Source organism: Streptomyces sp. NRRL S-455, from assembly GCF_000717875.1.
Classification (GTDB): Bacteria; Actinomycetota; Actinomycetes; order Streptomycetales; family Streptomycetaceae; genus Streptomyces.
The window spans coordinates 19,695-45,553 of the sequence record NZ_JOCT01000037.1; the positions used below are offsets into that span (position 1 = coordinate 19,695).

At 67.8% G+C, this 25,859-nt stretch carries 27 protein-coding genes and 1 tRNA gene; 18 read left to right on the plus strand and 10 right to left on the minus strand.

Annotated elements, in window-relative coordinates; translation table 11 throughout:
* Nucleotides 1-95: 95 nt before the first annotated feature.
* The 5 genes from IE97_RS0134815 to IE97_RS0134835 are packed head-to-tail and all read right to left on the minus strand — an operon-like array spanning nt 96 to nt 5,243.
* A complete protein-coding gene (locus IE97_RS0134815; protein WP_030250087.1) occupies nt 96-1,034 on the minus strand; it encodes a VOC family protein in 939 nt (312 codons plus the stop codon).
* A gap of 24 nt (nt 1,035-1,058) precedes the next feature.
* Nucleotides 1,059-2,135, minus strand: coding sequence for an amidohydrolase family protein (locus tag IE97_RS0134820; RefSeq protein WP_078603499.1), 1,077 nt, complete (start codon nt 2,133-2,135; stop codon nt 1,059-1,061).
* On the minus strand, nt 2,132-3,253 hold the full coding sequence (locus IE97_RS0134825) for an FAD-dependent oxidoreductase (protein ID WP_030250091.1): 1,122 nt from the start codon (nt 3,251-3,253) through the stop codon (nt 2,132-2,134). The genes IE97_RS0134820 and IE97_RS0134825 overlap by 4 nt, the downstream gene beginning before the upstream one ends.
* 23 nt (nt 3,254-3,276) lie before the next feature.
* The gene (locus tag IE97_RS0134830; protein WP_030250095.1) at nt 3,277-4,248 is read right to left on the minus strand and encodes a cyclase family protein; all 972 of its coding nucleotides are present in this window, start codon (nt 4,246-4,248) and stop codon (nt 3,277-3,279) included.
* Nucleotides 4,245-5,243, minus strand: a complete 999-nt coding sequence (locus IE97_RS0134835; RefSeq protein ID WP_030250098.1) for a fumarylacetoacetate hydrolase family protein — start codon at nt 5,241-5,243, stop codon at nt 4,245-4,247. Before IE97_RS0134835 ends, IE97_RS0134830 begins: the two co-directional genes overlap by 4 nt.
* A 130-nt stretch (nt 5,244-5,373) precedes the next feature.
* On the opposite strand from IE97_RS0134835, the gene IE97_RS0134840 reads away from it, so the two are divergent.
* From IE97_RS0134840 to IE97_RS0134865, 8 genes are all read left to right on the plus strand, one after another.
* Nucleotides 5,374-6,315 (plus strand): LysR family transcriptional regulator, encoded by a 942-nt coding sequence (locus tag IE97_RS0134840; RefSeq protein ID WP_030250103.1) that lies wholly within the window; start codon nt 5,374-5,376, stop codon nt 6,313-6,315.
* Nucleotides 6,316-6,604: 289 nt separating this feature from the next.
* Complete coding sequence (locus tag IE97_RS0134845) at nt 6,605-7,888, plus strand: MFS transporter (protein ID WP_037845277.1); 1,284 nt, start codon at nt 6,605-6,607, stop codon at nt 7,886-7,888.
* A gap of 1,432 nt (nt 7,889-9,320) precedes the next feature.
* The gene (locus IE97_RS0134850) at nt 9,321-9,572 is read left to right on the plus strand and encodes a hypothetical protein (RefSeq protein ID WP_030250119.1); all 252 of its coding nucleotides are present in this window, start codon (nt 9,321-9,323) and stop codon (nt 9,570-9,572) included.
* Nucleotides 9,573-10,557: 985 nt separating this feature from the next.
* Nucleotides 10,558-10,833, plus strand: coding sequence for a hypothetical protein (locus tag IE97_RS0134855; protein WP_030250122.1), 276 nt, complete (start codon nt 10,558-10,560; stop codon nt 10,831-10,833).
* Nucleotides 10,834-11,306: 473 nt separating this feature from the next.
* The gene (locus IE97_RS0134860; RefSeq protein WP_051705236.1) at nt 11,307-12,254 is read left to right on the plus strand and encodes a restriction endonuclease; all 948 of its coding nucleotides are present in this window, start codon (nt 11,307-11,309) and stop codon (nt 12,252-12,254) included.
* A 191-nt stretch (nt 12,255-12,445) separates the two neighbouring features.
* The gene (locus IE97_RS43885) at nt 12,446-13,309 is read left to right on the plus strand and encodes a DUF6602 domain-containing protein (protein WP_420706165.1); all 864 of its coding nucleotides are present in this window, start codon (nt 12,446-12,448) and stop codon (nt 13,307-13,309) included.
* Nucleotides 13,310-13,418: 109 nt separating this feature from the next.
* Nucleotides 13,419-14,567, plus strand: coding sequence for a hypothetical protein (locus IE97_RS42345; protein WP_158708385.1), 1,149 nt, complete (start codon nt 13,419-13,421; stop codon nt 14,565-14,567).
* 500 nt (nt 14,568-15,067) lie between these two features.
* Nucleotides 15,068-15,502, plus strand: coding sequence for a hypothetical protein (locus IE97_RS0134865; protein WP_158708386.1), 435 nt, complete (start codon nt 15,068-15,070; stop codon nt 15,500-15,502).
* 16 nt (nt 15,503-15,518) lie between these two features.
* Here the strand turns inward: IE97_RS0134865 and IE97_RS0134870 are convergent, their stop codons facing one another.
* Genes IE97_RS0134870 through IE97_RS0134880 form a run of 3 tightly spaced genes read right to left on the minus strand, consistent with a single transcriptional unit; the run spans nt 15,519 to nt 16,778 of the window.
* Nucleotides 15,519-15,899, minus strand: a complete 381-nt coding sequence (locus tag IE97_RS0134870) for a hypothetical protein (protein WP_030250132.1) — start codon at nt 15,897-15,899, stop codon at nt 15,519-15,521.
* Nucleotides 15,899-16,324 (minus strand): ATP-binding protein, encoded by a 426-nt coding sequence (locus IE97_RS0134875; RefSeq protein ID WP_030250136.1) that lies wholly within the window; start codon nt 16,322-16,324, stop codon nt 15,899-15,901. The genes IE97_RS0134870 and IE97_RS0134875 overlap by 1 nt, the downstream gene beginning before the upstream one ends.
* 46 nt (nt 16,325-16,370) lie before the next feature.
* Complete coding sequence (locus IE97_RS0134880) at nt 16,371-16,778, minus strand: NUDIX hydrolase (protein ID WP_030250141.1); 408 nt, start codon at nt 16,776-16,778, stop codon at nt 16,371-16,373.
* 107 nt (nt 16,779-16,885) lie between these two features.
* Between IE97_RS0134880 and IE97_RS0134885 the strand changes: the two genes are divergently transcribed.
* The 10 genes from IE97_RS0134885 to IE97_RS0134930 all read left to right on the plus strand — a co-directional run bounded on the left by IE97_RS0134885 (nt 16,886) and on the right by IE97_RS0134930 (nt 23,771).
* Complete coding sequence (locus IE97_RS0134885; protein WP_030250145.1) at nt 16,886-17,674, plus strand: GntR family transcriptional regulator; 789 nt, start codon at nt 16,886-16,888, stop codon at nt 17,672-17,674.
* Nucleotides 17,675-17,839: 165 nt separating this feature from the next.
* A complete protein-coding gene (locus IE97_RS0134890) occupies nt 17,840-18,196 on the plus strand; it encodes a hypothetical protein (RefSeq protein ID WP_030250149.1) in 357 nt (118 codons plus the stop codon).
* A complete protein-coding gene (locus IE97_RS0134895; protein ID WP_030250153.1) occupies nt 18,196-19,572 on the plus strand; it encodes an FtsK/SpoIIIE domain-containing protein in 1,377 nt (458 codons plus the stop codon). Before IE97_RS0134890 ends, IE97_RS0134895 begins: the two co-directional genes overlap by 1 nt.
* A 79-nt stretch (nt 19,573-19,651) precedes the next feature.
* Nucleotides 19,652-20,311: a DUF2637 domain-containing protein gene (locus IE97_RS0134900; protein ID WP_030250157.1), complete on the plus strand. Its 660-nt coding sequence runs from the start codon at nt 19,652-19,654 to the stop codon at nt 20,309-20,311.
* A 12-nt stretch (nt 20,312-20,323) separates the two neighbouring features.
* Nucleotides 20,324-20,515, plus strand: a complete 192-nt coding sequence (locus IE97_RS0134905; protein ID WP_004986816.1) for a mobile element transfer protein — start codon at nt 20,324-20,326, stop codon at nt 20,513-20,515.
* 15 nt (nt 20,516-20,530) lie between these two features.
* Nucleotides 20,531-20,725: a hypothetical protein gene (locus IE97_RS0134910; RefSeq protein WP_018471713.1), complete on the plus strand. Its 195-nt coding sequence runs from the start codon at nt 20,531-20,533 to the stop codon at nt 20,723-20,725.
* Nucleotides 20,726-20,750: 25 nt separating this feature from the next.
* Complete coding sequence (locus IE97_RS0134915) at nt 20,751-20,996, plus strand: hypothetical protein (protein WP_030250166.1); 246 nt, start codon at nt 20,751-20,753, stop codon at nt 20,994-20,996.
* Nucleotides 20,997-21,149: 153 nt separating this feature from the next.
* A complete protein-coding gene (locus IE97_RS0134920) occupies nt 21,150-22,445 on the plus strand; it encodes a replication initiator (RefSeq protein ID WP_030250168.1) in 1,296 nt (431 codons plus the stop codon).
* Nucleotides 22,438-22,620: a helix-turn-helix domain-containing protein gene (locus tag IE97_RS0134925; protein ID WP_030250171.1), complete on the plus strand. Its 183-nt coding sequence runs from the start codon at nt 22,438-22,440 to the stop codon at nt 22,618-22,620. Before IE97_RS0134920 ends, IE97_RS0134925 begins: the two co-directional genes overlap by 8 nt.
* Entirely contained in the window at nt 22,620-23,771 is a 1,152-nt protein-coding gene (locus IE97_RS0134930) for a tyrosine-type recombinase/integrase (protein ID WP_030250174.1), read from the plus strand. Before IE97_RS0134925 ends, IE97_RS0134930 begins: the two co-directional genes overlap by 1 nt.
* A gap of 76 nt (nt 23,772-23,847) precedes the next feature.
* Here the strand turns inward: IE97_RS0134930 and IE97_RS0134935 are convergent.
* Together IE97_RS0134935 and IE97_RS0134940 are read right to left on the minus strand one after the other, a co-directional pair.
* Nucleotides 23,848-23,923 (minus strand) — tRNA-Arg (locus IE97_RS0134935).
* 89 nt (nt 23,924-24,012) lie between these two features.
* Entirely contained in the window at nt 24,013-25,803 is a 1,791-nt protein-coding gene (locus IE97_RS0134940) for an IclR family transcriptional regulator domain-containing protein (RefSeq protein WP_078603502.1), read from the minus strand.
* Between the last annotated feature and the right edge of the window lie 56 nt (nt 25,804-25,859).

Sequence of the window (25,859 nt, forward strand, 5' to 3'; positions counted from 1 at the left end):
AGGCTCCGGCGGTCTTCGGCAGCGGTGGGGCCCGGGGACGCGGCAAGGGCGTCAGGGCGGTGACAGGGCCACCGCGTCCCCGGGGTTCGAGGGGGTCAGACCGGCGGGGCGACGAAGCAGCCGCGGTCGACGTCGTTGAAGGACTCCTTGGCGACCAGTTCGTTCATGGGATTGGCGGTGCCCCACTGGTCGGTGACCTCGGGCTGGGAGAAGTCGTAGACGTGGGGGTGCCAGGTGTCCTCGTCCAGCAGCTCCAGTTCCGTCGTGTACTCGACGGTGTTGCCGTGCGGGTCCAGGAAGTACGTGAACGTGTTGTCGCCCGCCATGTGCCGGCCCGGCCCCCAGACCTTCTTGAAGCCGGCGCGGATCACGCGGCCGGAGCCGCGCATGTACTCGTCCAGGCCGCGCATCTCGAAGGAGACGTGGTGCAGTGAGGTGTGCGGGCCCTTGGCGATAGCCATGGAGTGGTGCTGGTTGGAGATCCGCATGAAGTGCATGACCTCGCCCATGTGCGGCGTGCCGAGGGTGTCGGAGAGCCGGAAGCCGAGGTGGGTCTCGTACCACTCACGGGTCTTGTTCAGATCCGGGGAGTTGAGTACCACGTGCGACAGGCGGACCGGGATCGCCTCCTTCTCCTCGATACGGCGGTGCTGCCGTGCCTCGACATCGGCGGAGACCTCGATGGTGCGGCCGTCGACGTCGAAGAAGCGGAAGCCGTAGCCGCCGCCGGGTGTGTCGTTCTTGCCCGGCTGGGAGATCAACTGCACGCCGCCCGCGAGGAGTTGCTCGGCGAGGGTGTCCACGTCCTCGGTGGAGCCGGCGCCGTACGAGACGAGGTCGAGGCGCTTCTCTTCGGCCTTGCGCAGCCGCACCACGTACTGCTCGGGGCTGCCCTCGGCGGCGAGGAAGGAGATGCCGGAGTCCTCGGCGACCGGGGTCAGGCCCCAGACGCCGGCGTAGAAGTCGAGCTGCTTGTCGTAGTCGGGCACGGCGAGGTCGACGTGCCGCAGATGGGTGAGCAGGCGTGCGTCCATGGTGGGTTTTCCTCCCGTGGGGGGTCAGGTCAGGCGCAGCAGCGTTGTCGCGTTGCCACCGCGCACGGCATGGAAGTCGTCGTCGGGCAGGCGTGCGGCGCGCAGTGCGCCGACGGGGTCCTCGGTGCCCATGTCGAAGGGGAAATCGGAGCCGAGCAGCACACGGTCCGGGCCGACCGCGCCGACCAACGCCCGCAGTACCTGCGGGTCGTGGACCAGCGAGTCGAAGTACAAGCGCTTGAGGTAGCTGCTGGGCAGGTGGGCGCAGCCGGCGCCCGCGTCGGAGCGGGCCGACCAGGCGTGGTCGGAGCGGCCGATGTGGGTGGGCAGATACCCGCCCCCGTGCGCGGCGATGACCTTCAGCTCCGGGTGCCGGTCCAGCACCCCGGAGAAGATCAGGTGCGAGAGCGCGACGGCGTTCTCGGTGGGCTGGCCGACGGTGTTGGACAGGTACCACTGGTCGAGGCGCTCGTCGAGCGTGCAGCCGAAGGGGTGCAGGAAGAGGATCGCGCCCGTCTCCTCGGCCCGGGTCCAGAAGGGTTCGTACGCAGCGTCGGACAGCTCGCGGCCCGGTGCGTGACTGGAGATCTCGACACCCAGAAGTCCCTGGTCCTGGGCGTGTTCGAGGGCCCGCACGGCCTGCTCCGGATGTTGGAGGGGGGCGAGACCGAGCCCTCGCAGCCGGTCGGGCGCCTGTGCGCAGTGCGCGGCCGTCGCCTCGTCCGCGAGCCGGTAGAGCCTCTCGGCCGTCTCCTCGTCCGCCCAGTAGTGGTAGTGCGAGGGGGACGGGCTGACCAGCTGGACGTCCACGCCCTGCGCGTCCATCGCAGCCAGTCGTACGGCAACGTCCGTCAGCCTCGGAATGCGCTCGGCGACCATGGGGCCGCTGACGGCCTGGGCCGCGGGCCCGTTGCGGCGGGCATCGAGGGCCTTGGCCTCCGCCAGGCCCGGCAGGTCGGCCACCAGGGCCTCGACCTCGGGCAGGAGGAGGTGCGCGTGCACGTCCACCGTCCGAACGGGGTGCGCCTCCGTGCTCGACGAGGGGCGGGGGTCGGGCTGGGGGCGGCTCCCAGCGGTAGCCGGAGGCGGGTGGGCCCTCACGGTAGCTCCTTGAGCACCGGCATGGTGGCCTCCAGCAGCCCGGGCACATCACCGGGCACGCCGTCGAGCTGCCACTGCCCGATCTGCACGGACGCTTCGACGACCATCCGGACCCGGCCGATCCGCCGCTCGTAGTAGCGCGTGAGCAGTTCCTCGTCCCACGCGGATCCGCTGGTCAGCAGCTGGGACAGCACCCAGGCGTCCTCCAGGGCCATGGCCGCGCCCTGGGCCATGGTGGGCGGGCAGCAGTGCGCGGCGTCGCCGACGAGGACGACCCGGCCCCGGTGCCAGGACTCCTCGACCAGCATCCGGTCGAACCAGGTGTAGTTCACCTGCGCCGGGTCGGTGATCGAGTCACGGATCTCGTCCCAGGCACCGCCGTAGCCCTCGGCGAGGCGGCGCATCTCCCGCGCGTAGGACTCGGGCGGGATCGTGGCGCGGTCGCGGCCGGCCTCCACCAGATAGGCGTAGATCGTGTCCTCGCTGGTGGGCGTGTAGCCGGCGATGTAGCAGGGTCCTCCGTGAGAGAGGACGCTGCACTCCACTCCGGCCGGGCGGGGCGCCGGGACACGCCAGATGGCCATGCCGGTCGGCTCGGGTTCGACGTCGATGCCGATGGCGGCGCGGGTCGCGGAGTGCAGGCCGTCGGCGGCCACGACGAGGTCGTAGCTGCCCTCGGTGCCGTCACTGAACCGGACGGTCACTGATGTGTCGTCCTCGGTGAGGATCTCGGCGGTGGTGCCGAGCCGGACGTTCGCGCCGGATGCCCGGACGGCGTCGACGAGGATGCGCTGGAGCACCGGGCGCTGCATGCCGAGGGTGGCGGGGAGGTCGTCTCCGCCGGTACGGAGGACGTCACCGACGTGGAGCACGGTGCCGTCGGGCGTCGTCAGCCCCAGGGCGTCGAAGCCGAAGCCGTGCTCGCGGACCTCGTCCCAGACGCCGATCTCGCGCAGCACGCGCAGGGCGTTGCCCTGAAGGGTGATGCCGGAGCCGCGTACGTTCCAGTCCGGTCTGACCTCGACGAGGTCGACGTCGATGCCGGCCCGCCGCAGCAGCACGGTCATGACGTTGCCGGAGGTGCCCCCTCCGATGACCAGGACTCTCTTGCCTTCCATCGCCAACTCCTTTGTTGAGCAGGTCACTTGACGGCGACCGGATTGACGGGGGAGCCGACGGCTCCGGTGATGGGCAGGGGTGCGGCGGTGAGCCAGAACTCGTACACGCCGTCGGAGGCGCAGTCGTCCGCGAGGGCGTCGGTGTCCCACATCTCGCCGATCAGCAGGCCCATGTTGGGGATGACGACCTGGTGCAGCGGCTGGAAGGCGCCGTCGAACTCGTTCGGCCGTACCTCGAAGCCCCACGTGTCGGTGGCGATCGCGGCGATCTCGCTCGTGTGCAGCCAGCCGGCGGTGGTGAAGGACAGGCCGGGCGAGTCTCCGCCCGCGTAGTCACCCCAGCCCTCGCGGCGGGCGCGCGTCAGCCGCCCGGTCCGGACGACGACGATGTCCCCGCGGCCGACGGCCACGCCGTGCGCTTCGGCGGTCGCGGTCAGGTGTTCCTCGGTGATCGCGAAACCGTCCGGCAGTTCCCCGCGTTCGTCGCCGATCATCCGGCCGACGTCGAGGAGGACTCCGCGCCCGGCGACGTACGGGGCCATGTGCTCGATGCCGGTGACCAGATCGCCGTCCGAGGTGACGGTCTTCGCGGCGTCGCGTCCGTTCCACGCCTTGCCGTGGTCGAAGATGTGCCCGAGCCCGTCCCACTGGGTGGAGCACTGCAGGGGCATCGTGATCACGTCGTCGGCGCCGCCGATGCCGTGCGGAAAGCCCTGGTTGCCCAGCGCCGCGTCCGTTCCCGTGTCCAGCATGGTGTGGACGGGGTTGGTGCGGCGGCGCCAGCCCTTCTGCGGCCCGTTCATGTCGAACCGCTGCGACAGCGAGAAGCTCACGCCCCGGCGGACCAGTGCCGCGCCCTCGCGGCGCTTGGCCTCGTCGAGGAAGTTCAGCGTGCCGAGCACGTCGTCCTCGCCCCAACGCCCCCAGTTGGAATACCGCTTGGCGGCCTCGTTGATCGCGCCCTCGGCGTCCGTGGGGTCGAGCGGGGCCGTCATGACGCGGTCCCCTCGGCGACGCAGCGGGTGCGCTGCGCGCCCAGACCCGTGATGGAGCCCTCCATGACGTCACCGTCGCGCAGCAGCCGTCCCCAGTGCATGCCGTTGCCGGCCGGGCTGCCGGTGAGCACAAGGTCGCCGGGCAGGAGCCGGGAGGTCTGGGAGATGTACGACACCAGCCGGGCGATGCCGAAGAGCATGTCCTTGGTGGACTCGTCCTGCATGGTCTCGCCGTTGAGCTTCAGCGTGAGGCGCAGGTCACCCGGGTCGGCGATCGACTCGGCGGGCACGATCCACGGGCCGAGCGGGGTGAAACCGGGAGCGTTCTTGCAGCGCAGCCAGTCGGTGCCGATGGCCTTCATGTCCCGGCGGAAGACGGTGGCGCGGTCGGTGAGGTCGTTGGCGATGGTGTAGCCGGCCACGTACTCCAGGGCCTCCTCGACCGTCACCCGGTAGGCGGGCCTCGCCATGACGGCCGCCAACTCCAGCTCCCAGTCCGGCTGCTGCGCCCAGTCCGGGAGTACGACGTCGTCGAAGGGGCCGGTGATCGCGCTCGGCAGGCCGATGAACGCGTACGGCAGATCCTCGGCCGCCCGCCGGTCCATGACCGCGGCGATCTCCGCGCGCGCCTCCTCGACCGTGCGGGGGTCGTCGGGGGCGCGATGGGCGACCTCCAGATCGATCACGTGCTGCCGGTAGTTGGCGCCGGACTGGAAGACCTGGCGGGGCTCGACCGGCGCGTGCGCCCGCAGGTGCTCCAACGGCCGCCAGTCGGCCGTCTCGTCGGCCGCGAGTTCGTGCAGGCGAGGGAGCATCTCGTCCCAGTGCTCGAAAATCCCCCGGGTCGTCAGGGCCGGCTCTCCGAGGGCCGTGCGAAGATCCAGCACGCGCCCCCCGGGGATCACAAGACCGGGGAAAGTCGCCTGGTCAGAGTCAGAGACGACGCCAAGGGCGAAGGGACCGGAAAAGGACGCGGAAGCGGCTGCGGGTTTCACGGGAATGTCCTCCAGATTGCGGTGCGACCAATCTGACTCCCACCCCGTAATCTGGGAAATAGATTCTTTAGATGTTGATCATCCACAGTGCAAATGTGTCCGCCGCAAGCGGCCTCGCTCTGGAGGCGTCGTGTCCCTCTCCGGCCTCGATCTCAATCTCGTCCTGTCCCTGCGGGCCCTGCTGGAGGAGCGCAACGTCACCCGCGCCGGGCAGCGCGTCGGGCTCAGCCAGCCGGCGATGAGCGCGGCCCTGGCCCGCCTGCGCCGCCACTTCGACGACGACCTGCTCGCGCGCGTCGGCAAACAGTACGAACTGACCGCCCTCGGCCGCGCTCTGCTGGACCGCACCTCGACCGCCTGCGACCTGCTGGAACGGGTCTTCAGCAGCAGGGCCGACTTCGCCCCGGGCAGCGAGGAGCACGAGTTCACCCTGCTCACCTCCGACTACGCCCTCGCCGTGTTCGGCGCGGAGCTCGCCCGGACCGTGCACGCCGAGGCCCCGGGGGTACGGCTGCGGTTCCAGCGGACGCCCATCGACGTCACGGAGGACACCGCACCGCTGCTCAGCACGGCCGACGGGCTGCTCATGCCGCGCGGCATCATCGGCGGTTTCCCCGCCGTCGACCTGTTCACCGACCGCTGGGCCTTCCTGGTGGCCGAGACGAACGACGAGGTCGGCGACCAGCTGACCATGGAGGACCTGGCACGGCTGCCCTGGGTCATCTACCAGCGCGCCTACGACGCTCCGGCCGCCCGGCAGCTGAGCATGCTCGGTGTCGATCCCCACGTGGAGATCTCCGTCGACAGCTTCCAGGCGCTGCCCTTCCTGGTCGCCGGCACCCGCCGGATCGCTCTGGTACAGCAGCGCCTGGCCGAGCTGCTGCGCGGCGTGGCCGCCGTACGCCTCATGGAACCTCCCTACGGGGCGGTGCCTCTCCAGGAGGCACTGTGGTGGCACCCGGTGCACACCCACGACGCGGCCCACATCTGGCTGCGCGAGACCGCGGCCCGCGTGGGAGCGGAGCTGGCCGCTTCCGAGCCCGGCCGTATCGCCACGGTCGCATCGAGATAGCGGGTCCGTGCAAGTGCCTGGCATCCAAGGTCCGGATGATCCACATCTTCGATATCGATCGGATGAGGGCTAGGCAGGACCTGTCCGTTGGCCCATAGTCATCTCCACCCGGCGCCGTAGCCACACCTTCCCCGCTGCCGGGACCCGGCAGGCGCCCGGCGAGCCGGCCCGCCGCGACGCCCGGCAGTCATCGGCTCCCCGCTCCGAACCTGCCACGGATACCGGGCGGCCCGACCACGACGGCCGCACCATCCCGTCCCCCTCCCGACCCGCCACGTGGAGTTCCCGCATGCCTGCACCCGTGCCCCCGCTCCCGTCCCCGACGCCCACAGCCGTCAAGGACACCCCGCCCGAGCAGGCGGTGTCCGGCCCCGGCCACCGACTTCGCCTCATGCTGCTGATGGCTGGGAGCTGCCTGCCCATCCTGGGCGCCGTACTCATCGCCCCCGTCCTGCCGCAGATGCAGTCCCACTTCGCCGACGTGCCGGGCGTCGACGCGCTCGTCCCCATGGCCCTGACCATCCCCGCCCTCTCCCTGGCGCTGCTGGCCCCCTTCGCCGGCGTCATCGCCGACCGGCTCGGCCGCAAACGCCTGCTCGTCGTCTCGACCGTGCTGTACGCGATCCTCGGCACCGCCCCCCTGTGGCTGGACTCCCTCGGCGCCATCGTCGCCAGCCGCGCCCTCGTCGGTGTCGCCGAAGCCGCCATCATGACCTGCAGCACCACGCTGATCGGCGACTACTACTCCGGCCGGCAACGCGACCGCTACCTCGCGATGCAGACGATGTGCGCCTCGATCTCCGCGACGGCCTTCTTCGTGCTGGGCGGCGCGGCCGGATCGGCCGGCTGGCGCGCACCGTTCTGGGCCTACGCGGTGAGCCTGCTGCTCGCCCCCGCCATGGCCGCCTTCCTGCCCCGGCCCCGACCCGCCGACCACGCGGACGAGCCCTCCCCCACCGCCTCGGAACCGATGGCCAAGAGGCCCTTCCCCTGGCGCCCGCTGGCCGGCACCTGCGCGCTGACCCTCCTCGGCGCCATCCTCTTCTACACCGTCCAGGTGGAGATGGCATTCCTCCTGAACGACATGGGCGTGAGCAACCCCGGCGTGATCGGACTGGCCACAGCCAGCTCCAGTGCCGCGGTCGTGATCGGCGCCGTCGTCTTCGCCAAGGCCGGCCGCAGCCCGCAAGCCTGGCTGCCCACCGCCTTCGGCCTGTCCGCCCTCGGCTTCGCGGTGATCTGGCTCGCCCCCAACCCCGTCGTACTGACCGCCGGCGCGGTGATCAACTGCCTCGGCAGCGGCATCATGCTGCCGAGCCTGCTCACCCTCGCCATGTCCAAGCTCCACTACGCCGACCGCGGCCGCGGCACCGGCCTGTGGACGGGCTTCTTTTTCCTCGGCCAGTTCATCTGCCCGCTCGTGGTCCTCGCGCTCGCCTCCGCCGTCGGCACCCTGGCGAACGCCCTGGGCGTACTCGCCCTCGCCGGGGCCGTCGCCACCGCCGCACTCGGCCTCGCCGCCCGGCGCCACCGGACGGCCATCCCGGAACCGATGCAGCAGACGGCGGGCTGACCACGCGGCGCCGATCCACCACGAGAACCACACACCCGTCGAGATCGGCATCGCGGATTTCCCCGCGATGCCGATCGCCACGCGTTCCACCGGAGAAACGAAGGATGCCGACGCCGACCCTGATCGCCGCCATCCGCCGCAAGCCGGGCATGACGCACCAGGCCTTCCTGCACTGACTCCAACACGTGCACGGCTCCCGGACCGCCGCGAACCCTCTTCGGATTCGGCGCTGACTCAGCTGCCCAATTCCGTGCGGGGTCGTGCGGGGTGACGATGGGCGCGGAATGATCGTCCGTGCGGCTGTTGCGCTGTCGTACGGACGTGGGGGTGATGCGGGTGCCGACGCGGCCGAAGGGGCTGCCGGAGGTCCCGCAGGGGAGCCTGGCAATCCGACTCTGCCCCTCGACTGCACGATGCCCAGCTTGCGGCAGGCTCACTTGAACTTCCGGGAGCAGTATGCGCTGCCCCTGTCGGTGTGCATGATCACGCCGAGGGCGTCGCCGCCCCGGGTGGTGTCTTCGCACGGCTCCTGTGCGTCACTCCGCGCGGTCCCCGGACGCCCACTGGGTGACCCATGCGCGTCCGTAGTCGTTTCCGTAGCCGTTTCTGTGCGGTGGTGCGCACCACCGGGTGGATGTGGAACGGGCGTGGGGTGCCATAGCACGCACCGCTCACGCAAACGGCCCCGGGCGAGGAGTCCGAGGCCGGATGGTAGTCCTCCCTGGGGATAAACCCCAGGTCAGAGTGGTAACGCGTTGTGCCCCCGGCAGGATTCGAACCTGCGACACCCGCTTTAGGAGTTCGATCACCGGGACGTCACAGCGCTGGCAATCGCAGAATGGCGGGGCGTCGTCGGCCACTGAGGGCTGCTGTTGTCCACCGTCGTTGATGTCAGGGGTGGATGTCGGAACGGGAGTCGATCCGACTCCACAGGGGTCCGCCGGGCAAACTCGTAGACGACTTGCGGTACGACTCGTTGGGCGCTTTTATGCGGCAGCGCTTCGAGGAAGGCTTGCCAGACCGTCGTGTATGGCTGTCCGGTTTCGTGGCTGGGTACGGTGCCTGGCATCGGTTCCCCCTCCAATGTGCGCGATCTTGCAACGAGTTGTGTATCGTCGGACCCGCCAACGCTGCCCGACGCGGGCGGCGTGTTACCCGGGGGCTTGGGCCTCGGGGGGTGTGGTGTGAGTGTGGCGCGGTCTCGATGACGCAGGGATGTGTGCCCCCGCATAGATCACCCGGCAAGACGCGGGAGCGGGACAAGCCGCCCCGATGCGGAGACGGAGGAAGGGCCCACTTCAGGCGCTGGCACCGCCCGAGGATGATTGCGCGCGTCGGCAGTCTCTCAGTTCACGAACCACGAAGTCAGTGGTCGAACTGAGGCTGCCCGCTTCCAGTTCGGCCCTCTTAGAACTGGAAGGCACTGAAGCAAGTGGACTGGAACTCCCTCACCTTGACCGTCCTTGCGGTCTTCGGTCTGCTGAGCCTGGTCGTAACGTTGCTCGTTCAGCTCATCAAGCAGCTTCCCGAACTGATTGGTGCGGTGCGCGAGATGATGTCCGCTCTCAAGTCAGACATCGAGGGCGATGATCTTCTTGCAGAAGACAGGGAAGCAGAACGTCCCGCCCGTCCGGTGGTGGGCGGAGAGCCAAGCTATAGGCGCGACCAGGACGAAGCGGCGTAGCCGGGACGGGGACCCCTCGAGCAGCCGTGAGCATTCATGAAGATCACCAGTCAGGATGAAGTGGGAGCGTCGGAGTGACGGAGGCGGAGAGAGCGGAGGGGGCCGCCACCTTCGTCAGTCCAGCCGCAACTGATCATCGGCGGTCGTGACCGGCGGCCGCGTTATCGATCAGCGTCCTGACCTGCTGCTGAGCTGTCGGTAGCTGTTGATGTTGCTCACCAACGAGCGCCCTCCCACGGCCCGAGGACGGCCCGGGAGGGCGCTCGTGCGTGAGCACCGCATTAGGAGAGAGGCGGGGGAGTGGGGGCGCTGACCTGGAGCTTCGATACCTGGTCGGGCCACCGGGAACTCGACCGCGAGGCACCCCCGTTGACCGCGGCTGACCCCTGCATCTGGCACGGCAGTGGCACGAACCTCAGCCGACGACAGTCAGCCACGACGGCGGGTGCTCAGCCGCCTGTCCACGTGTGTGCCTCGCTTGATCCTCACCGGCCTCAGTTACGTTGTCGAAGTCGTCGACCAGAGCAAGTCTCGACGGTCAGCGCCTGACTACAGGCGGCCGGTCGAGTCCATGCGGAGGGCCGAAGGTGAGTCGCGCGCGTTTCCATATGGTGCTCAGTCGGCACCTTAACTGCGCTTAGACGCCTACTCAGTTGGTCGGGAGGCTCGCTGTTGTGATCACCGGCGGCCTGTGCGTATCCTGCTACCCCCGAAGCCCCGTTCCGGGAGCCTAGGCATAGAGCACGGGCAACAGTCCATCCCGCAGCTCTGTGGGTGAAAGTGGTCTAGGAAGACCAACGACAACTGACACGCTGGAACGCTTGACGAGTTGTAAGCGCATGGACTGGCGCGAGGCGACTCGACCGACTCCTCTGGAGGCTGCACCCGCACGGGTGCCGCTCATGAGGAGGCCACACTAGAGGTGGCCGGTCGAGGCTTTGCGCGCTCAACCGGTTGCCTCCCCTAGGGGAAGGAAAGAACCGGGGTGAGCCCCAACCGGAAGAAGGCCCTCGCCGTCTTTGTGCTCTTTTTGGTCGTGAACCTTGTCGCCGTTGTCTGCGGCCACGTAGTCCGTTGGCTCGGGGGCGGCGTGCTTCAAAGCGTCCTGACTGGTGCCGGCGCCTGGGCGGTCCTGATGACCCTCGGCGTCACCCTCATCGCGCTGTTCGACTTCAAGGACGACCGGCATCCCATACCGGCAGGTACCGGCCACGGAACAGCGCAGGCGCCGCCGAACCAGCAGGGGACGCCAATTGCCTGAGCTACCACACCGGGCAGGACTGATCGCATCGAGGCACACCCGACTGTGGCGGAGTTGATCGCCGACAAGCAGGCCGAGCTGACCTCGGTCGGCCAGCTTCATCAATACAGCTGGAAGCAGAGCAAGCCGCGGTGGCCAGCACGTGCTGATAGTGCCTGAGCCCCCGGCTTGGGAAGCTGCGGCGCTCTGCGCTCCCTAAGACGCTGACCTGCACATACAGCTGGCGTGCCCTTCGTCGGGCTCGATCGTTCTCACCGCCACTCCCCGCTGTTCCCCGCTCGTTCTGGTGCGCTTGTGGTCCAGAGGCCGAGCACTTCTGCGGCTCAAAGTCGGCCTAAACATCGTGGCGACGGTGCGGATGGACGGTCGGTCATCGATGCCTCTGGGAGCAACTCCTGCCATATGGGCTGGTCATCGACTGACCGCACGGTACCGTGACAGGTCGGTCATCGTGCGTAAGAAGGAGGGGGACGGTGCCGCAGCCAACCAACCGCAGTAAGGCCATCCGCCCGGCCGCGTACACAGCGCTCGTCGAGGCGCTGACCACGATCTACTGGAACAAAGATCCTTTTGAGCTGTACGTCCGAGCAATGTTGAAGAACCACAGCGAACTCCTGGCACAGCTGAGCTTCCAGTCGTCCACAAAGCGGGAGGTGTCCGGCCAGTTGGTCAACTTGCTGCAAGCTAATGAAGCCCGGTACCTCGACCTGACGGTCGCACTCATGCTCGATATCGCCGACATGGAGACCTTCCCTAACCTGACTTCCCAGCAGGAAGGCGAAGAGAAGGTAGCCAAAGCGACGGCGGCGGTTGCGGAGTTGAGGCGTTGGACTGCAAAGCAGCGGGAGGTCATCGCGGAGCATGAGGCGCACGCGGTCGCTATCGCGGAGAGCGCCAAGCAGGCTCAGGACGGCCGTGCGTTTGCCCAGGCGCATGAGGAGTTGAAGCAACAGTTCATCGCGATGCACTCGGCTACCAGTCCGCAGCAACGGGGGAGGGATTTCGAGGGCTTCATCAACGAGCTGTTCGCCCTATATGACCTGGAGCCGCGGGCGGCATACAGCCTGGACCATGAGCAGATCGACGGAGCGTTCCTTTTCGACACTGACCACTACGTCCTCGAGGCAAAGTGGTGGAAAGAGGCCGTCGGCCGTCGTGAGCTGGACGTCTTCAAGAGCAACATCGAGCGCAAGGCCAAGAACACCCTCGGCCTCTACATCAGCATGAGCAACTTCACCTCGGACGCCCTGACGGTCTACAGCCTCAGCACGCCATTTATGACGATGGATGGAGGCGACTTCATGGCTGTGCTTGACCAACGCATACGCCTGGACGACCTGATGCGCCGCAAGAAGCGGCACGCGAGCGAGACAGGGCACTGCTTTCTATCCGTCTCAAAGATCCTCTCTGAGTCGGACTGAGTCCGGTCGCCGGCGTCAGTATTGGCAGTTCAGGGCTGCGGTTGGTTGGGGCTCGCGCCGATCATGTATGAGCGATGGATAGGCGGATGAAAATGACAGATGGGCATGTTCCACAGGGAAGCACGTCCGAGAAGAGTGCTGTGCACCACCGCTGGCTCCGAGCTGTCGAACAGGACATACAGCAGGAGTACATGAGACTCCACGCTGAAGCTCGTTCCGACCCCCAGCGAGCCGGACACGGCGGTGAAGGGACCTGGGCCAGAATACTTAGCGACTGGCTTCCGCCTAGTTATGAGGTGGCGACGAGGAGATACATCATTCCAGAGGAAGGCGACGATGTATTCGAAACGGACCTCATTGTTTTCCGTCCTACATATCCGAGGGCGCTAAGATCACGGGAAGAAGTCCTGGCAAGTGGAGTGGCAGCTGCTTTCAGCGTAAAGTTAACTCTCAATAAGGATGGCATTCGCGACGGATTCGAGCGTGCGGCCAGAATTAGCAGAGGGGTCAAGGCAAGGCTTGGCAGCCCTCGCGAAGAGATCTCGTCTCCATTACCTGTAGGGCTTCTGTCTCACTCGCACAGCTGGAAGGCGACTTCTCCCGGGCCTCAATTTGGAGTGCAATCTATCTGCAGAGAGATGGATAACCTTTACGCCCAGCACCCTCGGGAAAGTCTAGACCTCCTCTGTGTTGCAAACCTGGGGGTCTGGAGCGTCTCTCGAGTACCCTTTCTCCCGCAAAAATTGGTTCAGCATCTTGACGCGGAAAAGGGCTGCAATTTTTCCCCGGGAGCTGTGATGACGTCCGTTATGCAATTGGACTCCCAGTCCCCGACGGTTGCTGTTTTCATCGCCTCTCTATATGAACGACTATCACTCACCGACCCAACTCTTCGTCCGCTTGCTGACGGTTTCAAAGCACTCGGAGACGCTGCGGGGGGTGGCGGTATGCCGCGTTTCTGGAGCCTTGAAGAGGTTTTTAGTGACGATGTGCAACTAGCATTGTCACGGGGAATCGTAAAGGCTGCCGACCCCAATTGGCGTCCCGTTTACTAAACCTCAGGGAGTTAGAGATAGGCATGGCGCGCGCCTGTACCATCAGGCTGAAGTGGAAGCTTGCCTCTCAGGCATTGCTATGCCGCCTCTTTCCTGATCTCATTACTACATGAACATTACTTACGCTTTTGGTGTGTGGAAGCAGGAGTCTGGCCAGCCCGGCATGGACGTTCGGATTGTCCACGAGATGTCTGAGGATGAGTTCGACCGACATGTCGATGCTATCAGCGTGTACGAGGCATTGATTGAAAGAGGAGCGTTTTCGCTGATCCTTAGGAACTACTCGAACCTGCGAGCGATGGTGGACACTTTCGCAAACGTTGAGAGGTATGCTGGCGAGTTTCGGCAAGCGGATCGTGAAGTAGTGAAGGGAGCCCTGATGGCCGAACTCACGAACTGGCTGGCGGCTACTCGCCTATACCTTGAGAATGAGCGAGATTTTATTCTTCGGGAGTTCGGTAAGGCGAGCGAGGAAATGTCTGAGTATAAGACCGCGACGTCGTCTGCGTTCGACGGTCACGAGGGCTACCGATTTCTGTATAACTTGCGAGATTACACGCAACACTGTGGAATTCCGCCCGGTCGCATGCACGTCTCAGGGACTCGACCTGACAGGAATGTGGTGGTAGCTCTCGAAAGATCTCGCCTTCTCATGGCTCGGTTCAATTGGAGTTCCCATGCGAAGGCACTTCTGGAGAACTGGCCGGAGCAGATTCCTCTAATTCCTCTGCTCGACGATGCAATGGAGGGCTATGCCTCCATTGAGGAGCAGATGCTGCGAATTATAATCCGGCGTTGCGTTGTTGTTTCTCCTCTACTGCTGGATACCTTGCGGTCCGGCGATATAGGCGATGATAACCCCGCTGTTTTTCGAATTTCCGGAGAAGGGGGAGGCGATCAGCCTATCGATTTTTCCATTCGAGCGATGCCGAGCGCTTTCGCGCTGGAGAAAGTCATGTCCGCTTCTGGAAATGCAGACCCTCTCGATTCTCTCCGAGTGCAAGAGTCTTCTCCGTCTCCTCGGATGCCGACAAGTGGGAAGAGGGCTTCCGCCGTGCTTTCCTCATTTTTTGTGGGCGGGGGCTCGCAGGCGGCTTCTGAAACGGTTAATAGGATTTTGCACGAGGATGGTGAAATCGGCCCGCTGATCAGTGACCTGATCAACATTTCGACCGTTCTTACAAGTATGTTGAGCCAGATCATGGGAGCCTCCCCGCATGCTCTTCTCGGTAAGTTGGGTGACTCCGACGCTGAGTGAACGAAGGGCGGCGGAGCGGCTTTGGGGTGGCGCTGCTTTGGCGCGAGTGATCATGGCCCCGTAAGCTTCCGGCGCGTCGGGCAGTCTGTGGACCTGCCCGTTAAAGCACGACGTTGGGGCCATGATCTTCGAGGCTCGCGCCAAAGTGGCTCCGTAAAGCCGTGGAGCCGACCGCCCCAGCCACGACGTGCCCTTTCTCTAGCGTCAGGTGGCTGATTGCTGTGCGCGCGGCACGGGCGCCGGCCGGGTTGGAGCGGGGCGGAGACAGGAGCGCAGGCCCGGCCGGGGGCCGGGCCGCGCGCGGTGAGCGGAGCGAGCCGCCTTGAACCAGTAGAGAAAGTTGTAACTCAGTCTGTGGTGGGGGGCGTGTCCGGTCCCGGTAGATGCTTGACACTTCGGTCCCAGCTGATGGTTGACAGTGGCCGTGTTCGGCTTTTCTGTGCGCGTCGTTGCGGCGTGTGTTGGGGCATGTGAGTAGGCGGTTGACGCAGGAGAGGACTTTGAACGCAGAGGCTGGCTACGGGACACACCCCGAAGTGATCGCGGTGCTTCTGGCGGCCATTGGAGGTGCAGCGGTGGTGCTCTCGTATGAGGAGGATCGGTCGTTCGCCGCTGTGAGCTTGAGTCGTTTCGGGTCTGTGGGGTCGTCGCGGCTGGACTGGAGTGGTGTTGAGGTCCTCCAGCGTTCGCCGGCCTTCGACGGCGAGGGGCTCCGGGAGCTCCTGAGCAGGTTGGCTCGCCCGGATGAGTTGGCAGTCGTGTTCTGGGGCAATCTTGCGGTGCCCTCGCTCGCCTTGGAGATCGGCCTGGTGGAGGCACAGGCCGACGCGATCCTGGATTGTGGGTATGAGTGCTGGATCTACCTGGTCGATAGCGCGGTCGTGATCGAGTTCCAGGACGGCGAAGGCTTCACTGCCGGGCGGGTGCCGTCTTGACCTCGGTGGAAGCACATCAGCATCCAGCGCGAGGCTTGAAGCCGTACGCACAGAGCGGGAGTTCGACCCCATGCCGGTGAGCTAGCGGCAGGAACAGCACTGGTCGAATCGTCCACGTGATGCGGGTGCTGGCGTGGGTCAGAGAGACTGTGCAGGGTTCCATGCGTAAGAGGGCTCGTCGCGTGTCGATGCGGCCGTCGTAGAGCCAGGCCCAGGCCTCGTCGGAAGCGTCCGGGTCGAGTGCCGGTGAGATGGTTCGCAGGGCGACCGCTACCCATCTGTCCGCCTGCGGTGCCGAGTAGGCGTCGAACGATGCCCGGAGTGCCGGCCACCCCTTCTCGTCGTTGACGTCCTGCGTCCAGCACTCGCACCAGAAGCCCCGCTGGGGCTTGTCCATCAGCGTGAGTGTCCTCCGGGCCGGGTGTCGGTGAACAGCTCGGCGGTGACGGTGTAGCCGCTGTGGCTGCCGTGGACGACGACCCGGTGTGCGATGACGCTGACCATGCCCAAGCCGCGGCCGTGTACCGCGTCCTCGCTTGGCTGCTCGACCTTCGGGGCGGTGCCCGTTCCTCCCTCGTCGGTGACTGACAGGGCGACCACCTTGGGGGAGACCGCGAGGGCCAGGTGGAAGCTGCCGAGTCCGCCGCTCGCGGTGTGGAGGATCGCGTTCGCGCTCAGTTCGCTCACGATCAGCTCGGCGTCGTCGGCCAGGGGCGATCCGCGCAGGATGTCCCGCGTCCAGCGGCGGGCCCGGCTCACCTCTTCCGGAAAACCTGGGCAAGTGAGTCCCCAGACCCGGACAGTGCTCGTATACTCGTGCATACAAGTTCCTTCGTGCTGGTAGGCCGCCATGTGCAGCGGGTTCGGGCTAGACGAGTTTCACGCCGTCGTGGGCGCGGATGGCCGGCGGGGATACCGCGTCGAGTGCGTCCAGGACGCGGATCGCGTATGCCTCGTCGGCGAGTTCGATGACCTCTTCGCGGGTGGCCCAGCGCAGTGCGCGGGTCTCGTCCCCGGTGGTGGGCGTGCCGTCGGCGGCCTCACAGCGGAAGACCATGGAGACGATCAAGCCCTTCATGTTCTTGTAGATCCCGGTCAGGGTCGCGGGAAGCGCGATCTTGATGCCGGTCTCTTCGAGAACCTCACGCTGGAGAGCTTCGGGGATGGTTTCCTCGCGTTCGAGGACTCCGCCCGGGGGTTCCCAGTGGCCATTGTCGCGGCGCTTGATCAAGAGGGCCCGGCCCTGGTCGTCGACGATGACTCCGGCGACGCTCACGGAGTGCGGACGGTCGGTGCTCACGTTCCTCTGCCCTCTCGGATGGCTAGGCTCTCCACCGTAGCAACAAAGCTCGCCCACTCGTCTAGATACCTAAAGGAGTACACGTGCCCCCTCTTTCCTCCGGCCTCCTCGGCGACCTCGACCCCACGAGCGATCGTGCGGTCTTCCGGCAGATCGCCGACCAGCTGCGCGAGGCCATCGACCGTGGGCGATTCAAGGAGGGCGAAAAGCTGCCCTCCGAGGCCGAACTAGTCGAGCATTACGGGGTTTCCCGTATGACGGTTCGAAACTCCTTCTCCGTCCTCCAGGGCGAGGGCCTGGTGCACGCCGAGCACGGCAAGGGCGTCTTCGTGCGACCACGACCGCCTGTACGGCGGCTCGCCTCCGACCGGTTCGCCCGGCGCCACCGCGAGCAGGGGAAGTCCGCGTTCATCGTGGAGGCCGACGCCGCCGGCAGTCACCCGCAGGTGGACAGCCTGGAGGTTAAGGAGGAGAAGGCCAGCCAGGAGGTCTCCACCCGGCTCGGGTCCGTGCGGCGAGTGCTCGCCCGGCGTCGCCGGTATCTGCTGGACGGGCGGCCGGTGGAGTTCGCCACCTCGTATCTGCCGCTCGACATCGCACGGGGCACGCCGATCGCCGAGCCGAACCCCGGGCCCGGTGGAATCTACGCACGCCTCGAGGAGCTGGGACACCGCCTCGACCACTTTGAGGAAGAGATCCGCGCCCGGATGCCCTCGCCCGACGAGGTGCGCACGTTGCGGCTGGCTTCCGGCGTGCCGGTCATTCACCTGATCCGCACGGCGTTCGACCAGGAAGGGCGGGCCGTAGAGGTCTGCGACACAGTCATGGCGGCCGACGCGTACGTCCTGTCGTATCAGCTCCCGGCGACGTGAGCGCCTGACCGGTGGTGGTGCGCGGGGAGGCTTCTCCGAACTCGTACACCCCAACAGGCTTACTCGTATAGACGAGTGGGCAAGTTGTGTGGCAAGGTGGTTGCCGTTCCCGGAGATCGGGTTCGAACGCCGCATCTTGTATAGACGAGTAGATGGGAAGAAGTCTTGCGCACCATCCGTGTAGAGACCTCCGCCGCGACGATCCTGCTGACCGAGGCGCCCGAGCCCAAGGTCCGCGACCGGCAGACGGGCGAGATCGCCAAGGACGCCACCAGCGGAGAGGCCCTGATGACGATCGGCGTCGTCTACCTGGAAGACGGCGAGTCGTCGCTGATCAAGGTCACCGTTCCGGAGAGTGGAGTGTCCGAGGGGCTCACGCTCGGGGCTTCGGTCTCGCTGCCGGGGCTGGTGGCCCGACCGTGGGAGAGCGTCTTCAACGGGCAGCAGCGGCACGGCATCGCTTACCGCGCCGCCGCCGTGACACCGGCCGTGTTCCCGGCCACCACCGGGGCCGCTGCCTGATGACCGACCTGACGACACTCCTGGAAGTGGGTGGTCCTGTCGCCGCACTCGGCGGCGGGGCCGCCTACGCCCGGGCCAAGCACCCCGGGGTGTACTGGTCCACGGTCGGCCTGCCGATATCCACGGCCCGGCTCCTCAGCTCCTACGGCTCGGTCATGGAGGCCTGCGGCCTGACCGTGGCTCCGTCCCGGCTGCGGATGCTGGCGGTCAAAGCCACCACGCGCCGTGAAGTCCGGCCCGTACCGCCGCGTCGGGGCATCATCCGGCCCACCTCGACCGGGCTGCGGCTGCGGCTCCGGCTCGCTCCGGGGCAGGAACCAGCCGACGTCGCCGCCTCGGCGGAACGGCTGCGGCACGCCTGGGGCGTTCATGCGGTGTACGTCTCGACGGTCAAGCCGGGTGTGGTCGAACTGCGTCTTGTCGGCTTCGATGTCCTGCACCGGGTGCGGATGCCCCGCAAGATCGACAGTGGATTGCTGAGCGTTCCGGTTGCCCTGCGGGAGGACGCCACGCCCTTCGTGCGCGACTACCGGACCGTGCCCCACCAACTCACCCTCGGCGCGACGCTGTCGGGCAAGTCCATGTATCTGCGGCACCTGATCGCCGGACTCGCCTCTCAGCCGGTCGCCTTGGTCGGCATCGACTGCAAGCGTGGTGTGGAGCTGGCACCGTTCGCTCCTCGGCTGTCCGCGCTGGCTACCGACCCGGAGCAGGCCGCCGAGCTGCTGCCCGTGCTTGTGAAGGAAATGGAGGACCGATACGACCTGATCAAGGCCCGGCAGGGCATCGCCCCGGACACTCCGGCCGAGGAAATCACTTCGGACGTCTGGGGACTGCCCGACTCCGAACGCCCCGTTCCCCTCGTTCTGTTCGTGGACGAGGTCGCTGAACTCTTCCTCGTCGCCACCAGGAAGGACGAGGAACGCCGGGACGAGATGGTCACCCAGCTCATCCGGCTCGCCCAACTCGGTCGCGCGGCTGGCATCTACCTGGAGGTCTGCGGGCAGCGCTTCGGCGCCGAACTCGGCAAGGGCGCCACCATGCTGCGAGCGCAGTTGACGGGTCGCGTCTGCCACCGGGTGAACGACGAGGCCTCCGCGAAGATGGCGCTCGGCGACATCGCACCCGAAGCGGTCACGGCCGCCTGCGCCATCGCCCCCGAACGGCCCGGCCTCGCCGTGGCCGGTGACACCTCGGGCGGCTGGTCCCGCATCCGCACGCCGTACTTGTCGCTGGGCGACGCGGCCGAGACCTGCCGCGAGTCGGCCCACCTGGTTCCCGACCTGCCCGCGCTCAAGCCTTTCCGGCCCGACGTGCCCGTACGGCCCGTCGAGACACCGGGCCCGGCGGTGCGGCCCCGACCGGTGACCGACTGACCCGCGCAACCTCGGTCGGCGTGACCGCCTCACGCCACGTCCCTACCCCTCCCATGCCCGAACCGGAAGGAGCCGCAGCATGCGCGCCAACCTGGCCCGCGTCGATGCGGTGCTCGTTCAGGCGGTCATCGCCGCCGCGCTGTCCTTCGCCCACCTCCATGACGTCGCCTCGGCGGCCGGACAGGACGGGTGGAAAGCGTGGGCCTACCCGATCAGCGTCGACCTGCTGCTCGTTGCAGCCTGGCGCCGACTGCGCTCCGGGGAGGCGAAAGCGGCCGGGTGGTGCTGGTTCCTGATCGCACTCGCAGCGTCCCTCGGTGCGAACGTGGCCACAGCCGGACTGCTCGACCTGGACCACGTACCGGCCTGGCTCCGCATCCTCGTCGCGGGCTGGCCCGCGGTCGCTTTCCTTGGCGGAACCCTCCTGGTCCACTCGCCGCCGGCGTCGCCGGATGAGACCGGGAACGCCGTGGCCCAACAGCAACCCGAGGACATCGAGGACCAGGAGGACGTGCCTCAGCCTGCACAAGAACCACCGATGCCACCGGTAGCCGACCCGGCACCTGACCCACCGTCGGCCCCGACTCCGGTCGCTGTCCCGGTCGCCCTGGTCGAGCACGCCCGCAAAGTCGCCGCCGAGTACCACGCCCGTACCGGAACGGCCATCGACACCCCGACCCTGCGCGCCCGACTCGGCGTCCCGCCGCCCATGGCCGACGCCATCGCCGCCCAGCTCTGAGAGGAGACCCACGTGAGCGCCAACCGCCGTTTCCGCTCCGTCACCCGCATCGGCCCCGTCCAGGTCGGCACGTCCTACGACGGTCGCGGCCGGGAGAAGCACACCGCCGCCTGCACAGCCCCGCGCTGCGGCTTCTCCGCCGACTACGACAGCCGCGCTGCCGCCGAGCTGGCCGCCCGTACCCACCGCTGCCCCGTCCGCTGAAAGGACCCGGAAACCGTGACCGTCAGCCTGCCGCTCGTCGTCGTCCTCGGCTTCTTCGCCTGGGGAGCGGTCAAGTTCCTCGGCGTCCGCACGTGGATCGTCGTCCTGATCGCCCTCTTCGGCTTCTGGCTCTCGCACACGTTCATGGCCCCCGCCATCGAGTCCGGTACGCGCTCCGGCGTGGACATCGTCAACGGCTCACATGACTAGACGAGTAGGTAAGGAGAGCTTCGCTGTGTTCCTGCCCAAGTACCCCGACAGCCCGACACCGCCGCCCGCATACCGCCACACCGTGGCCGACCAGGCGCCCGCGCGGCGTCCCGTTCCTCAGATCTCTGTCAGCACGGGAGCGGTCGCGGCCGTCCTCGTCGGCGGCGTCGTGCTGACCGCGCTCCTGGCCGCCGTCGCCGTCACGGCCGTCTCCGTGGCCGTCGCCGCCGTGGTCCTGCGCTCGATGCTCCGCGACCAGCACCGCCGCTGACACACCAGACCCCCGGGGCGGCCTCGATACCGCCAAGCATCCGCCGCCCCGGGGGTCCTCTCCCTCCAGCCGAAACCAGAAGGAGAAGCCATCATCACCCGCGCCACTCCGCCCCCGCTCCACGAACTCGGCGAACTGGCCGCCCTGGGCACCATGCCCGCACTTCTGCGCCAGCTCGCCGGCCTCGGCGGCTGCACCCACCCGATCCGCCTCGACGGCCACCGCATCGAGTACGACCTGAACACCCGCACCGGCGAGATCGGCAACGTCCTCCACCACCTCGACTCCTCCAGCCTCCCGGCCGGTCACCTCCTGGTCCGCTGCAACAACCGCCGCACCACCCGCTGCGCGGCCTGCGCCGAGGTCTACCGCCGCGACACCTTCCACCTGATCACCAGCGGCCTGCGCGGCGGCAAGGGCGTCCCCGAACGCGTCGCCGCCCACCCGCGCGTCTTCGCCACCTTCACCGCTCCCAGCTTCGGCCCGGTCCACAACCGCCCCACCGGCCAGGCCGGATCGGTCCGCCGCTGCCGCTGCGGCACCGTCCACGACCAAGACGACCCCGCCCTCGGCACCCCCCTCGACCCGGACACCTACGACTACGAAGCAGCCGTGCTCTGGAACGCGCATGCCGGTCCGCTGTGGCGGCGCTTCTCGACCTATCTGCGCCGGGAGGTCGCCAAGCGCGCTGGCCTGGCGCAGCGGGCCTTCCGCGAGCACGCCCGGGTGTCCTTCGCCAAGGTCGCCGAGTACCAGAAGCGCGGGGCCGTTCACTTCCACGCCGTGATTCGCATCGACGGACCTGAGGGCGGCGACACCCCGCCCCCTGCCTGGGCCACCGCCGAGTTGTTGACCGACGCCATTCGGGCAGCCGCCACCGCCGCTCGCGTGGACGGACCGGTCATCGACGGCCGCGCCCACACCTTCACCTTCGGCCGCCAACTCGACGTCCGCACCATCCGCTCCGCCGACTTCGACGGCGGCCAAGAGCTGACCGAACGGGCCGTCGCCGCGTACATCGCGAAGTACGCCACCAAGGGTGCCGAGACGGCCACCGGAGCTCTGGACCGGCCGCTGAAGTTCCTCGCCGAACTCGCCCAGCTCGACATCAGCGACCACGCCCGCCGCCTCATCCGCACCGCATGGACCCTCGGCGCCTACAAGGACCTCGAACACCTCCGCCTGCGGGCATGGGCCCACATGCTCGGATTTCGCGGCCACTTCTCCACCAAGTCCCGCCGCTACTCCACCACCCTCGGCGCCCTCCGCGACGCCCGCGCCGAATGGCGCCGCGCACAAGCCGCCGCAGCGGCCGAGACCGACCAGGACACAACCCTCGTCCTCGCCCACTGGGTCTACGCCGGAACCGGCCTCACCGACGCCGAAGCCTGGCTCGCCGAAACCCTCGCACCCGCCCCCGGAACGGAAGGAGAACCCACCCGTGCATGACGACGAGCTGCTGACAGTGCCCGACGTGATGGCGCGGTTGAAGCTCGGCCGGTCCACGGTCTACGACCTGATTCGGTCTCGTCGCCTGCCCTCGATCACCATCGGCCGGTGCCGCCGCATTCCGGCACGGGCCGTCCGCGAGTACATCACCAACGAACTGGAGGCGGCGGCCTGATGGCCCAGCAACGCAAGCGGAACCCCAACGGGGCGGGCACCATCACCAAGCGCAAGGACGGCCGCTTTCAGTGCGCGGTCTACGTCCTCCAGCCGGACGGCACCCGTGCCCGCAAGTTCGCCTACGGCAAGACCTGGGCGGAGTGCGACGCCAAGCGCCGCGAGCTGCTGGACAAGGTCGACCAGGGCGTGCCCGTGCCCACCAAGTCGGCCAAGCTCTCGGAGTGGCTGCCGTACTGGCTGGACAACGTCATCAAGCCCCGGCGGAAGCTCGGCACGTTCGACAAGTACGAGGCGCACGTCCGGCTCTATCTGGTGCCGCTGCTCGGTGCCAAGCGGTTGGAATCCCTCGGCGTCGCCGACGTGCGCCGGTTCCTCGTCCGCCTGGAGAAGGAGACCACGGCAGCAACTGCCAAGGAGTCGCACCGTGTTCTGCGGTCGGCGCTGTCCTCGGCCTGCCGCGAGGAACTGATCACGCGCAACGTCGCCAAGCTCGTGGAGCCTCCGCGCACCGACTCACGGGAGCTGAAGCCGTGGACGCTGGACGAGACGCTTGACTTCCTCGCGGCGTCCCGGCGTGACCCGCTCTACGCGGCCTTCGTGCTCGCCATCACCATGGGCCTTCGCCGGGGAGAGATCGTCGGCCTTCGCTGGTCGGATGTCGACCTCGACGGCCGTGTCCTCCACGTGCGTCAGCAGACGCAGCGGCGCCGGGGCGTCCTGTACGACGACGACCCCAAGAGCCGCCGTCGCCGTGCCGTCCCGCTGCCCGCGCTCTGCATCGCGCCTCTGCGCTGGCACCGGATGCGGCAGGCGGCTGCACGTGCCAAGGCGGGGGAGGGGTGGCAGGAGTCGGACTACGTCTTCACCACCCGCACCGGGCGCCCGGTCGAGCCGCGGAACGTCTACCGCTCCTTCACCCGCGTCGCCCAGTCCGCCGGCCTCCGCGTGATCCGGCTGCACGACGCTCGCCACGGGACGGCCACGCTCCTCACGGCTGCCGGAGTCGCGCCCCGCGTTGTGATGGAGATCCTCGGGCACTCTCAGATCAGCATCACCATGGACGTCTACACCCACGTCGTCCAGGACACGCAGCGCGAAGCCATGAGCCACATGGATCGCCTGCTCAGGAGACGCCCCATCCGCGCGTGACCGCCCGCGTTGATGTCAGATGTGGATGTCAGAAGGGCCCCACCTCCGAAATTTCGGAAGTGGGGCCCTTCTGAGCTGGTGCCCCCGGCAGGATTCGAACCTGCGACACCCGCTTTAGGAGAGCGGTGCTCTATCCCCTGAGCTACGAAGGCAGTGGCAGCGGACGCGCGTGGCGGCGTGCCTGTGGTCGGGGATGACCACAGGCGTCAGCGTACCGGATACGGCTCGGGTGGGTGTGGGGTCACGTCAGGGGGACGTGGGTGAAGCGGCTGGCGGTGTGGAGGTCCGACTCGATTCGGGTGGCCGTCAGCCGCAGTTCGGGGAGGAGGTCGGTCTCGCACTCCCGCAGGGTGTGGCGGCTCGCGTGCATGGCTGTGTTGAGGGCGGCTACGACCTTGCCGGAGCGGTCGCGGATCGGGACCGCCAGGGAGCGGAGTCCCTCTTCCAGTTCTTCGTCGACCAAGGCGTAGCCCTGGGAGTGGACCGAGGTGAGGGTGGTGCGGGTGAGGGTCTTCCGGTCCGTGATCGTGTGGGCGGTCGTGTTCGCCAGGAGGACCCGGCCCAGTGCCGTCGCGTAGGCCGGCAGGCGCGTGCCCACCGCGATGTTCACGCTCATCACCCGGCCCGTCGCCACGCTCGCCGTGTACTGGATCTCCTCGCCCGAGTCCGACAGGACCGCCAGTGACGTCGACTCGTGGACGCGGGACGTCAGGTCGGCAAGGTGGGGCTGGGCGATCTGAGGGAGGGTGGTGCGGGAGAGGGGCGGGAAGCCGAGCGAGAGGACCCGGGGGGTGAGGGTGAAGGTGCGGCCAGCGGGGGTTACCAGGCCCAGGTGCTCGTAGGTGATCAGGGCCCGGCGGGCCGTTGCCCTGGCCAGGCCCGTCGCGCGGGCCACCTCGGTGAGTGTCAGCTCCGGCCTGCCCTCGCCGAACGCTGTGAGGACCGTCAGGCCGCGGGCCAGGGACTCGATGAAGTCGCGTCCCAGTTCTTGCTTCGACGCTCCCGTCCAGAGGGCCAGGTCCGCGGGGGGTGTGCCGGGCTCGGGGGGCGGGGCGGTGCGCAGCTCGCGTTCCATGTCCGTCACCGCCGACCGGAGTTTCGGCAGGAGTGCGGTCCGCAGGCTGTGGGCCGTGTGGCGGCTGGTGTGGCTGACCACGCTCGCCACGCACGCGACCCGGTCCCTGGTGTTTTCGTCCTGTCCGTCGCCTGCTCGAGGGAGCCGGACGGGGACGGACACGGCTACCAGGCCCGGCTCGATCAGCTGGTCGTCCAGGGCCCAGTCGTTCGCCGCCGCGTCCTCCACGCGGCGTATGAAGGCCTCGTTCTCGCTCTCGTCCGGGCCGTATCGGCGTGGGGGTACGGCTGTGAAGGACAGGTCCGTCGGGTCCGCCGCCCTGCGGGCCCGCCAGCGTTGCCAGTCCGTGTCCGTCCACTCCGTCGCGAACAGTGGGCCCGGTGCGGTGCGTTCGGCGGGGAGCAGGTCGCCGATGCGGAAGCTCAGGGACATCGCGCGGCGGCGGGTCGCCTGGTGGATGAAGCGGATGCCGTCGCGGTCGGCGACCGCCAGGGAGACCGACTCGTCCAGTTCGTCGGCGAGGGCGTCCGCGCGGGCGGAGAGGAGGGAGGGGAGGCGCAGGGCGGAGAGGTAGGCGTTGCCCAGGTCCATCAGGCGGGGGGCGAGCCGTACGTCCCGGCCGTCGACGCGGACGTAGCCCATGCGGGCGAGGGTGGCGGTGATGCGGTCGACGGTGGAGCGGGCCAGGCCGGTGGCTCGTTCCAGGGCGCTCAGGCTCAGTGTGCCGCCCGCGTCCGTCAGCTGGCGGAGTACCGCGATGCCGCGGATCAGTGGGGTGACCGCCTCAGCGGGGGCTGTCGACGCAGAGATCTCCGGCGCAGAAACCCCAGGTGCGGCTCCAGGCGCAGCTCCGGCAGAAACCCCAGGTGCGGCTCCCGGCGCAGGGACTCCCTGCGGGGGAGCCGCCTCGGTGGGGGCTCCCGTCTCGACGGGGTCGTTCGTGGGCTTGGCGGGCATTTGCTCTCCGGTACGGCGGTCGCGGCAGGCCTACCGTAATCCCGAATCGGCCTCCG

Coding starts and splice junctions, on each gene's coding strand:
- IE97_RS0134815 (WP_030250087.1), bottom strand. CDS start 1,034: ATGGACGCACGCCTGCTCACCCATCTGCGGCACGTCGACCTCGCCGTG.
- IE97_RS0134825 (WP_030250091.1), bottom strand. CDS start 3,253: ATGGAAGGCAAGAGAGTCCTGGTCATCGGAGGGGGCACCTCCGGCAAC.
- IE97_RS0134830 (WP_030250095.1), bottom strand. CDS start 4,248: ATGACGGCCCCGCTCGACCCCACGGACGCCGAGGGCGCGATCAACGAG.
- IE97_RS0134845 (WP_037845277.1), top strand. CDS start 6,605: ATGCCTGCACCCGTGCCCCCGCTCCCGTCCCCGACGCCCACAGCCGTC.
- IE97_RS43885 (WP_420706165.1), top strand. CDS start 12,446: ATGAGACTCCACGCTGAAGCTCGTTCCGACCCCCAGCGAGCCGGACAC.
- IE97_RS42345 (WP_158708385.1), top strand. CDS start 13,419: ATGAACATTACTTACGCTTTTGGTGTGTGGAAGCAGGAGTCTGGCCAG.
- IE97_RS0134870 (WP_030250132.1), bottom strand. CDS start 15,899: ATGGACAAGCCCCAGCGGGGCTTCTGGTGCGAGTGCTGGACGCAGGAC.
- IE97_RS0134875 (WP_030250136.1), bottom strand. CDS start 16,324: ATGCACGAGTATACGAGCACTGTCCGGGTCTGGGGACTCACTTGCCCA.
- IE97_RS0134895 (WP_030250153.1), top strand. CDS start 18,196: ATGACCGACCTGACGACACTCCTGGAAGTGGGTGGTCCTGTCGCCGCA.
- IE97_RS0134900 (WP_030250157.1), top strand. CDS start 19,652: ATGCGCGCCAACCTGGCCCGCGTCGATGCGGTGCTCGTTCAGGCGGTC.
- IE97_RS0134920 (WP_030250168.1), top strand. CDS start 21,150: ATGCCCGCACTTCTGCGCCAGCTCGCCGGCCTCGGCGGCTGCACCCAC.
- IE97_RS0134930 (WP_030250174.1), top strand. CDS start 22,620: ATGGCCCAGCAACGCAAGCGGAACCCCAACGGGGCGGGCACCATCACC.
- IE97_RS0134940 (WP_078603502.1), bottom strand. CDS start 25,803: ATGCCCGCCAAGCCCACGAACGACCCCGTCGAGACGGGAGCCCCCACC.